Here is a 10,114-nt window from a genome sequence, read left to right as displayed (position 1 = left end):
ACCTGTGGCCACTGTACGCGAAATCGATTTCATGCCGCAAGGAGCCACGTCGTTCCTGCACATTTCGCGCATGGAGTGCGGTCTCCACAGAGCGTGGGTTCGCGTCGATGCGGCACCGGAATACCGTGACAATCTGGGCTTTCACCCGCAGGATGGAGATGTGCATTTGAACGAGCCCCAGATCTGGACACTGATCGGCGTCTTCGCCGCCTTCATGCTGGGATCGCTCACGATGGTGATCCGGCAGAACGACCGGATGATCACCTCCGTCCGCAGCGAACTAGACGCGAAGTTCTCGAGCATGGACGCGAAGTCCGACGCGCGTTTCGAAGCCTTGGACGCGAAGTTCGACGCCCGTTTCGAGAGCATGGACGCGCGATTCGCGACGATGGACGCGCGATTCGAGGCCTTGGACGCGAGACTCTCGGGCGTGGACGCGAAGTTCGAGGCGCGATTCGACGCGATGGATTCGAAGTTGGACTCGCGGCTCGGCGCGATCGACGGTCGCCTCGAAGACCTCGACAAGGAGGTCGCGAATCTCGCGACGCGCTTCTGGGGGTCTCGCTGATCCCACTCAGCCGCGCGGGCTGGCGGGCTGGATCTCGTTGCGCAGCACCACCGTGCGAGCGGGCTGGCGATCGCCCTTGATGCGCTCGAGCAGCATCCGTGCTGCGGTCACTCCCATGTGCCGCGCGGGCAGTCGCACCACCGTGACCGCCGTGGGTGACAGCGTCGTGAACGGCAGCGAGCCGATGACAGCGACACCGACCTCAGGAGGGGTGAGACCGTGCTCGGTGAGCACCTGGATCGCGCCGACCCCGATGAGGTTGTTGCCCGCGACGACCGCATCGGGAGGTTCGGGAAGCGCGAGCAGCTCTTCCATGGCGGCGCGCCCGCCGTCGACGCGGAATGTCGCGAAGCGTGCCAGTTCATCGAGGTCGAGCTCGGGGCGCGCAGCTGCGAGTGCGGCACGCCAGCCGGCGGCACGTTCCGCTGCGGTGTCGATGTGCTCCGGTCCGCCGATGTACGCGATGCGCCGGTACCCGGCGTCGATCAGATCTCGCGTCGCCGACGTGCCGGCCGCACGGTTCGCCATCACGACGCCATCGATGTCATAGGTCGTGCTGCGGTCGACGGCGACCACCGGACGCCCGGTCGCGAGGATGCTGTCGAGATCAGACTGCTCGTCGGCCGTCGCGATGATGACGCCGGACATGTGCTCGGCGATCGCGATCCGCAGATACGTCGCCTCCTTCTCGACCTGCGCGTCGGAGTTGCAGAGCACGACCGAGTAGCCGGCCTCGGAGGCGACATCCTCGACGCCGCGCGCCATCTCGGTGAAGTAGGGATTCTCGATGTCGGGAATCACGAGCGCGATGACCTCGGAGCTCTGGCGACGCAGCGTGCGGGCGGTGCGGTTCGGGGTGAACTTCAGCTTCTCCGCGGCGTCCCGGACGGCCGCCACCTTCTCTTCGGAAACACTCGTTCCGTTGAACACGCGCGAAACCGTCGCAGGAGAGACCCCGGCAAGTTCAGCGACGTCGTAGATCGTGGTCATGCACCCTCACAGCCTGTCCGGCCCCGCCGGACGTGAAGCAACAGTATCGCGGACGCATCGCTCTCTGGCGTTCCTTCATGAAATCGATTACATTGGCGCCCATGACTTCTGCACCTTCTGATCTGGCCTCCCTCGCGGCGTTGCGACGGATCCAGACCCGTTCGATCTCGCCGGAGAACTTCGACGGTTCCGCTGGGGGCGGCGGCCGGGCGACCGAGGGAACGGGTGCCTCCTGCGCCCGCGACCTCGGCCCCGGTTGGAAGATCTCCCCGAGCATGGACATCAAGGCCGGGGAAACCCTCGAGCTCGCGAACATCGCCGGCCCGGGCAAGATCACGCACATCTGGATCACGACCCACACCGACAACTGGCGCACCCTGCTTCTTCGCGCCTACTGGGACGGTTCGGACGAACCCGCGGTCGAGGTACCCTACGGCGACTTCTTCTGCAACGGCTGGGGTGTGTTCGCTCAGGTGAACTCGCAGACGATCGCTGCGAATCCGCACGGCGGGTTCAACTCGTACTGGCCGATGCCCTTCCGGGACGGCGCGCGGCTGACCGTCGAGAACACGTCCGCCGTCGATGTGCGCGTGTACTACCAGGTGACGTACGAGATCGGCGGCGACCATTCGAACGATGCCTACTTCCACGCCCAATGGCGACGGTCGAACCCGCTCGAGGACCTCACACCGCATGTGATCCTGGAAGGCATCGAGGGCCAGGGCCAGTATGTCGGCACCTACATCGCGTGGGGAGTGAACTCCAACGGATGGTGGGGCGAGGGTGAGATCAAGTTCTACCTCGATGACGACACCGACTACCCGACGATCTGCGGCACCGGCACCGAGGACTACTTCGGCGGCGCGTGGAACTTCGACATCCCGGGTCAGGGCTACACCGAGTTCTCGACCCCGTACCTCGGGATGCCACAGGTCATCCGCCCCGACGGTCTCTACGTGTCGCAGCAGCGGTTCGGCATGTACAGGTGGCACCTGCTCGATCCGATCCACTTCGCGACGGGCATCCCGAAAGTCGACATCCAGGCGCTCGGATGGCGCAGCGGATGGCGGTACCTTCCTCTGCGCGACGACATCGCGTCGACCGCCCTGTTCTACCTCGACCGCCCGACCGCGCGGCGTCCGAAGACACCGACGGCCGACGATCTGGAGGTCCACCTAGGAACGGCCCCGGTGCCGGACATCGGCGCGACGCCTCCGCGTGATCCGCGGGACTGAAGCTCAGGCGAGCCAGGCGGGGGCGCGTCCGCGCAGGGCGGCTCCGTCGATCGAGTATCTGCCCGCGCCGGTGAGGGCGAGCGCCAGCGCGGCGACCCCGAGCACGGCGACGAACTCGTAGCCGCCCTCAGCGACCCACAGCCCCGCAGGCAGATGCACCAGGGCCAGGGCCACGGCCATGTCGATCGTCAGCAGGATCCCGACCGGACGGGTGAGGAACCCGAGGATCAGCAGGATGCCGCCGACGAGCTCGAGGAAGGCCACGACGGGGGCTGCGATCTCCGCCAGCGGCACCCCCATGTCGGCGAAGCTGCCGATGGTTCCCGGAATCGTGAACTCGAAGATCTTCTGCGCGCCGTGTGCGGCGAAGATCGCGCCGACGACGACCCGGAGGACCAGGAGGCCCATCGAGGCAGCGGCGGAGGGGGCTTTGGTGTTCGTCATGAGGAGTTCTTCCTTCGTGGCAGGACACCCGCGCCGGGCGCGGACCAGGGTCGTTCCCTGCCTCCACGCTAGGAAGCGTTGCTTTCCGTCTCCTGGACGCCTCCCGCTCGCTCCGGTGGCGGGAAGGAGCGTCAGACCAGACCCTGCACGCGGAACTGCTCGGAGTGGTAGACGCTGTTGTCCCCCGTGTTCCACTGGCTGACGCTCAGGTGCAGGTCCGACAGCGTCGATCCGGGGATGATGTAGCCACCGTAGAGCTGCGCGACGTGCGAGGCGTCCTCCGTGTTCCATTCGGTCCCGTGCAGCAGGGTGGTCTTCGTGGCGGTGTAGAGGTTGTCGGTCGGGGTGTTCAGCACCATGGCGTCGATCCGATACGCCCCCGAGTTGAACCAGGTGAGTATCCACTTGCCGCCCAGTGGGCGCAGACACATCTCACCGAATTGTCCCGACAGCACCTCGGTGACGGGTTTACCCCACCCCCAGGAACCGTTCGCGAACCCCCAGGGCTGATAGGCAGACAGCGTCGTCATGTCGTTCGACGGCACCCGGTAGAGCACGATGCCCTTGTCGCGCTGGAACCCCGTGCCGTAGATGTACACGTAGCCGTCGTTGCCCTCACCCCAGGTGATGCACTGGAACCTGCCGCCGGCCATGTCGGCCGGGAACTGCAGGCCGGTGTGCTGCCAGGTCGCGCCGTTGTCGTCGGACTTCCACAGTTCGGTCCAGCGCACGGCGCCGAAATGCGGGCCGTTCACGATGGCGTGCAGATACATCCGCGATCCGATCGTGATCACGTCCGAGGGGATGACCGTCGTGAAGTAGGCGTCGTGGGGGTAGTACCAGAGCTGCGGAGCGGTGCCTTGCGTGTTCGCGCCGGCTCCCGCGCATCCGTCGAAGGTGACGCCGGCAGCGAGGTTCGTCGTCGAGGAGTACAGCGCGACGGGCGAGCGCCAGTTCGTGCCACCGACTCCGTCGGCCCAGGTGTCGCCGAACATGAACAGCATCCGCCCGTCCGGAGTGGGGGCGGGGATGCCGAGGTCGGTCGCCCCGATCCCGTACTGCACGGGGCTCTGAGTGCCGGCGAGCACCTTGACCCGCGTGACGGTCAGCCCGGCGGCTGCGGCCGGACTCGGCAGGGCGGTCGCGGCGAAGAACGCCGCTCCCGCCGCCACCGCTCCCTGCAGGACTCCCCTGCGGCTGATCCGTGGTCCCTGCGTGTTCTCGGTCTCCATCGACCTCTCCTTTCGGTACCGCGCGTGTGGCTACTTGAGACCTGCCATCTTGATGTTGCCGATGATCTGTCGCTGGAAGATCAGGAACAGGATGATCACCGGGGCGGCGGCGAGCACGGACCCGGCCATCAACAAGCCGAGCTCGGTGCTGCGCTCGGACCGGAACGTCGCCAGATATTGCTGGAGCACGAACTTGTCGGGAGAAGTGATCGTCAGGATCGGCCAGACATAGGAGTTCCAGTAGGCGAGGAACGCGGTGATGCCCATCACGACGAAGGGCGGCTTCGACAGCGGCAGGAAGATCCGCACGAAGATGCCGAAGCGACCGCAGCCGTCCAGCATCGCCGCCTCTTCGAGACTCTTCGGGATGTTCAGATAGAACTGGCGGATGAAGAACACCATGCCCGCGCTCGCGAGTCCCGGGATCACCAGCACAGCCAGGGTGTCGAGCATCGAGAGACGGGTCACGACGATGAAGCTCGTGAGCAGGATCGTCATCCCGGGGATGAACATCGTCGTGATCACGATGGTCCAGATCGCGCCCTTGAAGCGGAAGTCCAATCGGGCAAAGGCGTAAGCGGCGAGGGAATTGACCGCGAGACTCCCGACCGTGAACAGCACGGCGCCGAAGAACGTCCACGCGAGCGTCCGCAGGAACGTGGGGTCGGCCAGGATCTGCGTGTAGTTCTCCCACAGCCACACCTCGGGGAAGAACTGGAACGGTGTTTCGACGACCTCGGTCTTGGACTTGAAGCCGGCGATCACCATCCAGGCGAGCGGGAAGAGCGAAGCTCCGACGAAGAGGGCGCCGAGTATCACCTTCCCGAGGACGACGAGCCAGCCGCCGGGGGTGCGCGGAGCCCTCCGCGACGCGCGCGGCTCCTTGCCTGCGAGGACGATGCGGGTGGTCTCCTGCATGACGGCCATCTCAATCCACCAGCCTCTCGGAATTGACGAACTTGAAAACGAGAGCGGAGATCGTCCCCAGCACCACGAAGAGCAACAGGGCCGCAGCGATCGAGTAGCCGACGTTCACGTCGTTGCGGAAGTGATTGAAGATGAAGAGGTTGGGCAGGGTCGTCGAGTCCAGGGGCCCGCCCTGGGTCATCACGAGGGGGAGTTCGAATTGCTGGATCGCGGCCACGAATCCGGTGATGAGCAGGTAGAGAACCACGTTCTTCATCTGCGGGATCGTGATGTACGCCGTCCTCTGTCCCCAGTTCGCCCCCTCCATCGCGGCAGCTTCGTAGTACTCCGCCGGGATGTCGACCATCGCGGCGACCATGATCAGCGAGGTCAGCCCCATGCCGAGCCAGATGGCGGGAACCGCGATCGCCAGCAGCGCCCACTTCGGATCCCCGATCCAGGCGATCGGTTCGATTCCGAAGACGCCGAGGAAGGCATTGAGGAGACCACCGGAGTAGTTGTAGATGAGCACGAAGATGATCGATGCGATCACGGCGGAGATGATCGTCGGGATGTAGATGCTCACCTTGAGCAGGCTGGCGGCGCGACGTGAGACGCTGACCACGAGACTCGCGAACAGGAAGGCGAGGACGAGCATGATCGGCACGGTGAGCAGCACGAAGGCGAATCCTCGCCCGATCGTCGCCAGGAACAGCGGGTCCTTCAGCACGTTGGTGTAGTTGCGGACGCCGACGAACTCCGGATCCTTGTAGAAGCTCCAGTCCTGGAAGGACAGGTATCCGGCATAGATCGCGGGCCAGATGACGAAGATCCCGAGCAGCGCCACGAGGGGCAGCAGGAACCAATACGCGGTCTTGTTGTCTCGATAGCGATAGCGATTCTGCCGCTGCCGGATCGCCCTACGCTCTTCCACAGCCTGACTGGCCATACCCACCTCGTCGTGTCCTCGGATGCGTGACCGTCCGGGGCCGGAACCCGACCCCGGACGGTGAGCGGTGTCAGTTCTTCGGCGCCTTGTCGGGCAGTCCGTCGCGATCGATGACGGTCTGGATCGCCGCGTTCGCGGTCTTGATCGCGTCATCCATCGAGGCGGAGCCCTTCATCACCGATTCCATCGCGGTTCCGACAGCGAGGTTGACGTCCCAGGGGTAGGTGGATCCGGGGATGGCATCCGGGGCGATGTCGTCGACGATGATGCTCGACCACGGTGCGTTCGCGGCTTCTTCGCTCGCGGCGACCGCATCCTGCACCGACTGCCGCACGGGGACCTTGGTGAACTGCGTGTTCACGAAGAACGGAACGAGGTTTTCCGGGTCACCGGCGATGGCCCACGAGAGGAACTCGCCGGCAGCCTCCGGGGCCTTGCTCTTGGCGTCGACGACCCACGTGAAGTTCCCCATCGTCGTAGCGGTGCGCCCGTCCGCGTCCGGGGAGCTCGGGAAGGCACCCACCCCGGTCTTGGTGAGCAGGTCGGGGTAGTCCGACCCGATCTCGGACATCATCCACGATCCGGAGACCTTGAACGCGACCTTCTGCTGCCCGAAGTCCTCGCCTGCGACGTAGGCGGCCAGCGGCTGCTTGGGCATGTACCCCTTGTCCCAGAGTTCCTTGTACTGCTCCATCAGAGAGCGGTAGCCGTCGTTGTCGATGGCAGGGGCGGTCCAGTCGTCCGTGAGTGCGAGGTGACCCGCGAAGTTGTACTGCTGCCCCACGGTGGACCAGGCCATGGTCACGGCATCCTGGGCCGGGGAGATGCAGTATTGCCCGTCGGACAGCGTCGGCTGGATCTTGGCGCAGGCCGCCAGCAGGTCCTCCCAGGTCTCCGGAGCCTTCGACGAGTCGACGCCCGCGGCGTCGAGGAGGTCGGTGTTCCAGAACAGCACGGTCTGCGGCTCGAGCAGCAGCGGGTAGGCGTAGTGGGTGCCGTCGATCTCGGAGATGGAGGTGGCGTTGTCGAGGATCTCATCCAGCGCCTCCTGGGGGACGATCGAGTCCAGCTCGTGCACGGAACCGGCGTTCACCAGGTCGTAGAGGTTGGCGGAGCTGGTGTAGATGTCGGGCGCCTTGCCGGCGGCCTGCGCGGCCTTCATCTTCTGATCCCAGGCGTCGGCGGGCACTTCGGTGTCGACGACCTTGATCTTGTCCTGCGAGGCGTTGAACTTCTTGACGATGTCGGCGTACCACTCGTTCTCCACGGGGGTGAACGTGCGATGCCAGAACTGGACGGTGGTGACGCCGTCTGCGCCGCCGTCGCCGCCTGCCGACTCGCCGGGTGTGCCGGAGCCGCAGGCTGCGAGCATGGCGCCCACGGTGAGCGCGCCGAGAGCGGCGAGCGTGACCCTGCGCGTACGAGTGGTGATTCTCATGGGTTCCTCCTCAGGAACGGACTCCTCATCGAGTCGCTGCTGTGTGTTCGGCTGCCGCCGACGAGCACCGGCCGTGCCCGTGGATCCTCAGTGACCGGGTAGCGCCAGAGTAGGCGAAATCGATTTCATGCGCAAGGCTCGATTCGCGCCTCGATCAGCGCGAGCGCTCCAGGTCGGCGGAGAACCAGAAGACGTTGTACGGGTCCCACAGCGATAGCGTGAAGTAGATCCGCCGACCGTCCTCGGTGACGTATCGGGGGTTCAGATAAGGCGAGTAGAGCCCCGGATACTCGGCACGGGGCACGAGCTCGATCGCCTCGCCCCACGGACCCCACGGCGTGAGGCCTTCCCGGATATAGGCGCTGCCGGCATCCGAGTAGGTCATGATCCAGCGCTCCAGATAGGTGGACCACATCACCGAGAGCTCGCCGATCGTTCCCTCCAGGATCGTCTCGGCATCGCTCAGCTCATCGCTCCATCGGGGCTTGTCGCCATCGAGGCCGGCGAAGTACGAGTAGGACGCCTGCTCCTCGACCGCGTCTTCGGCGGCGGGCACCCTCATCAGCTGCACCCCACCGAACCGCCCGGAGGGGATCGACCAGAAGTAGATCCAGTCCCGGCTGCCCTCTCTCACCTCGGCGGTCGCGAACTGCACGAAGTTCGAGTCCCCCGACCACTCGACCCCCTCGACCGGAGACCAGGTGCGCCCGTCATCCCGCGAGACGATCAGGGCGGAGTAGTTCGAGTCCCACGCCCCCGGTTCCCCCCAGAACCGCACCGACATGTACGAGACGTAGATCGTGTCGCCGATCGCGAAGCCGTACGTGGGGATCTTCGTGACCTCACCACCCGCACCGTTCGCATCATGGTCACCCTCGATGAGAGGGGCGGCGAGTCCGATGTCGTCCTCCACCCACCCGTCGAAGTCGATCCCGTCCGCAGGGTCGTCGTCCGTGGTCCACGCGGCGACGTTGGAACGCCAGAAGCCGCCCTGACCGCCGATCGACTCGGGGTCACGCTCGCCGAAGGTGTCACCGAAGAAGAAGAACGTCTTGTCACCGACATTCGTCATCGAGCCGAGGTCGGTACCGGCGACGGAGACCGCGGCGGTGTCGTTCATCGCGTCGGGGCCGGTGAGCTGAGCGATCTCGGTGAGATCAGAAACCCCGTCGAGGACGAAAGGCTTGTCCGGGTCGGAGTCGACGTTCACGGGTCCGTCTCCGGCGCACCCCGCGAGACCGAGGAGAACGACGACGGATGCCGCGAGTGCAGCGGGGCGAGATGCGGTGATGACACGGGGCATGATCCTCCTCGATCGATGACGAATGACCTCGAATCTAGCGAAATCGATTTCAACACACTAGGGTCTTCGGCATGTCAGACTCCTCTTTCGACCGTTGGCTGCGCCCCTTCGGCGACCCGGTGTCCGAGCCCCGCTGGGGACACGTCGAAGGTCTCCAAGTAGGCATCCCCCCGCTCCCCGGTCCCCGAGGCCTGATCCGGATCTTCACCCCGTACCTCGAACACCCCCGCGAGCGGCTGATCAACTTCCTCGCCGTCGAGCCGATTCCCCTGGGCGCGGCCGAGCGCGGTTTCTCGGAGCTGGAGCAGAGCACCCTCGACACCGGCGAGCGAGGGAAGCGCTTCTGGTCAGCGGATGACGCCGCGAGTGCAAAGACCCCCTCGTCCCGGCCCCCGGCACGCGGGCGGATCGCCACGGTCGACGGCATCGAGACGCTCACCGTGTGGATCGGGGTCGAGCGATTCGACAACGGAGCGGACGTGAGCGTCCGGGTGCGCTTCTTCGCGGACCGCCCACACGAAGTGGAGGTGGCGGGCTTCGCCAATGAGAGCTCCGTCGCCCTCTCCCACCTGATCCTCACGGCGACGATGGGGAACTGGGCGCGATTGCGGCGACTTCAGCTCGCCGGCCGTGCCGTGACACCCGCAGACCTGTGGCCGAACTTCTCCGGCACCGGATTCACCCGGCACGGACGCTTCCCCCTCGCCGAACTCACGCGCGAGGGGAGAGCGGCGGTCGTGAGCGCGACGGGTGACGAGGAGGATCCCTGGTCGGTCGATCACTCCGCCGACACCGGGGAGCACTGGCACTTCCTCGGCCGACGCGCGGTGCAGACGTGGCGGGTCGATGACCCCCACCCCGAGCTCGAGGCAGTGGTGAACGCGCGGTGGTCCTACTGGGCGAGCGCCTCGCCGATCCCTGGCGGTCCCGCCTATGAGAACTTCGAGATCATCGAGCCGTTCCGCCAGGGAGCGGCGTTCCGGTTCTCCGTCGAACCCCTCTGAGGAGCGCGAGGCGCCCGCCGGACACCGGCCCGCCGCCTCACCAGC

The 10,114-nt window shown here is 65.8% G+C and carries 10 protein-coding genes; 3 read left to right on the top strand and 7 right to left on the bottom strand.

Annotation, left to right across the window (positions count from 1 at the left end; all coding sequences use genetic code 11):
• Positions 1-160: 160 nt before the first annotated feature.
• A complete protein-coding gene (locus tag LVJ59_RS17345; protein WP_232763951.1) occupies positions 161-568 on the top strand; it encodes a hypothetical protein in 408 nt (135 codons plus the stop codon).
• Between the two features lie 6 nt (positions 569-574).
• On the opposite strand, the gene LVJ59_RS17340 is transcribed toward LVJ59_RS17345, so the two are convergent.
• Positions 575-1,558 (bottom strand): LacI family DNA-binding transcriptional regulator, encoded by a 984-nt coding sequence (locus LVJ59_RS17340; RefSeq protein ID WP_047519780.1) that lies wholly within the window; start codon positions 1,556-1,558, stop codon positions 575-577.
• Between the two features lie 101 nt (positions 1,559-1,659).
• On the opposite strand from LVJ59_RS17340, the gene LVJ59_RS17335 reads away from it, so the two are divergent.
• On the top strand, positions 1,660-2,793 hold the full coding sequence (locus LVJ59_RS17335; RefSeq protein WP_134352431.1) for a glycoside hydrolase family 172 protein: 1,134 nt from the start codon (positions 1,660-1,662) through the stop codon (positions 2,791-2,793).
• Between the two features lie 3 nt (positions 2,794-2,796).
• Here LVJ59_RS17335 and LVJ59_RS17330 read toward each other — a convergent pair whose 3' ends face one another.
• The 6 genes from LVJ59_RS17330 to LVJ59_RS17305 form a co-directional block, all read right to left on the bottom strand.
• Positions 2,797-3,237 (bottom strand): DoxX family protein, encoded by a 441-nt coding sequence (locus LVJ59_RS17330; RefSeq protein ID WP_232763950.1) that lies wholly within the window; start codon positions 3,235-3,237, stop codon positions 2,797-2,799.
• Positions 3,238-3,368: 131 nt separating this feature from the next.
• Positions 3,369-4,469: a DUF4185 domain-containing protein gene (locus LVJ59_RS17325; RefSeq protein ID WP_134352433.1), complete on the bottom strand. Its 1,101-nt coding sequence runs from the start codon at positions 4,467-4,469 to the stop codon at positions 3,369-3,371.
• Between the two features lie 30 nt (positions 4,470-4,499).
• Positions 4,500-5,396, bottom strand: coding sequence for a carbohydrate ABC transporter permease (locus tag LVJ59_RS17320; RefSeq protein WP_134352434.1), 897 nt, complete (start codon positions 5,394-5,396; stop codon positions 4,500-4,502).
• 1 nt (position 5,397) lies between these two features.
• Positions 5,398-6,324 carry a carbohydrate ABC transporter permease gene (locus LVJ59_RS17315; RefSeq protein WP_134352435.1) on the bottom strand — a complete coding sequence of 309 codons (927 nt, stop codon included), beginning with the start codon at positions 6,322-6,324 and terminating at the stop codon, positions 5,398-5,400.
• Positions 6,325-6,394: 70 nt separating this feature from the next.
• Positions 6,395-7,762 carry an ABC transporter substrate-binding protein gene (locus LVJ59_RS17310; protein WP_232763949.1) on the bottom strand — a complete coding sequence of 456 codons (1,368 nt, stop codon included), beginning with the start codon at positions 7,760-7,762 and terminating at the stop codon, positions 6,395-6,397.
• A 154-nt stretch (positions 7,763-7,916) separates the two neighbouring features.
• Positions 7,917-9,065 (bottom strand): DUF4185 domain-containing protein, encoded by a 1,149-nt coding sequence (locus LVJ59_RS17305; protein ID WP_232763948.1) that lies wholly within the window; start codon positions 9,063-9,065, stop codon positions 7,917-7,919.
• A gap of 71 nt (positions 9,066-9,136) precedes the next feature.
• On the opposite strand from LVJ59_RS17305, the gene LVJ59_RS17300 reads away from it, so the two are divergent.
• Positions 9,137-10,069 carry a hypothetical protein gene (locus tag LVJ59_RS17300; RefSeq protein ID WP_232763947.1) on the top strand — a complete coding sequence of 311 codons (933 nt, stop codon included), beginning with the start codon at positions 9,137-9,139 and terminating at the stop codon, positions 10,067-10,069.
• Positions 10,070-10,114 lie beyond the last annotated feature (45 nt).

Origin of the sequence: Microbacterium sp. KKR3/1, assembly GCF_021272365.1 — a bacterium.
Classification (GTDB): Bacteria; Actinomycetota; Actinomycetes; order Actinomycetales; family Microbacteriaceae; genus Microbacterium; species Microbacterium aurugineum.
Note: the sequence above shows the minus strand (reverse complement) of the source record. Positions and strands in the feature narration are given on the sequence as shown.

Excerpts from the sequence above, each read along its gene's own strand:
- LVJ59_RS17310 (WP_232763949.1), bottom strand. The coding sequence starts at position 7,762 with ATGAGAATCACCACTCGTACGCGCAGGGTCACGCTCGCCGCTCTCGGC.
- LVJ59_RS17335 (WP_134352431.1), top strand. The coding sequence starts at position 1,660 with ATGACTTCTGCACCTTCTGATCTGGCCTCCCTCGCGGCGTTGCGACGG.
- LVJ59_RS17305 (WP_232763948.1), bottom strand. The coding sequence starts at position 9,065 with ATGCCCCGTGTCATCACCGCATCTCGCCCCGCTGCACTCGCGGCATCC.
- LVJ59_RS17300 (WP_232763947.1), top strand. The coding sequence starts at position 9,137 with ATGTCAGACTCCTCTTTCGACCGTTGGCTGCGCCCCTTCGGCGACCCG.
- LVJ59_RS17325 (WP_134352433.1), bottom strand. The coding sequence starts at position 4,469 with ATGGAGACCGAGAACACGCAGGGACCACGGATCAGCCGCAGGGGAGTC.
- LVJ59_RS17320 (WP_134352434.1), bottom strand. The coding sequence starts at position 5,396 with ATGGCCGTCATGCAGGAGACCACCCGCATCGTCCTCGCAGGCAAGGAG.
- LVJ59_RS17315 (WP_134352435.1), bottom strand. The coding sequence starts at position 6,324 with ATGGCCAGTCAGGCTGTGGAAGAGCGTAGGGCGATCCGGCAGCGGCAG.
- LVJ59_RS17330 (WP_232763950.1), bottom strand. The coding sequence starts at position 3,237 with ATGACGAACACCAAAGCCCCCTCCGCCGCTGCCTCGATGGGCCTCCTG.
- LVJ59_RS17340 (WP_047519780.1), bottom strand. The coding sequence starts at position 1,558 with ATGACCACGATCTACGACGTCGCTGAACTTGCCGGGGTCTCTCCTGCG.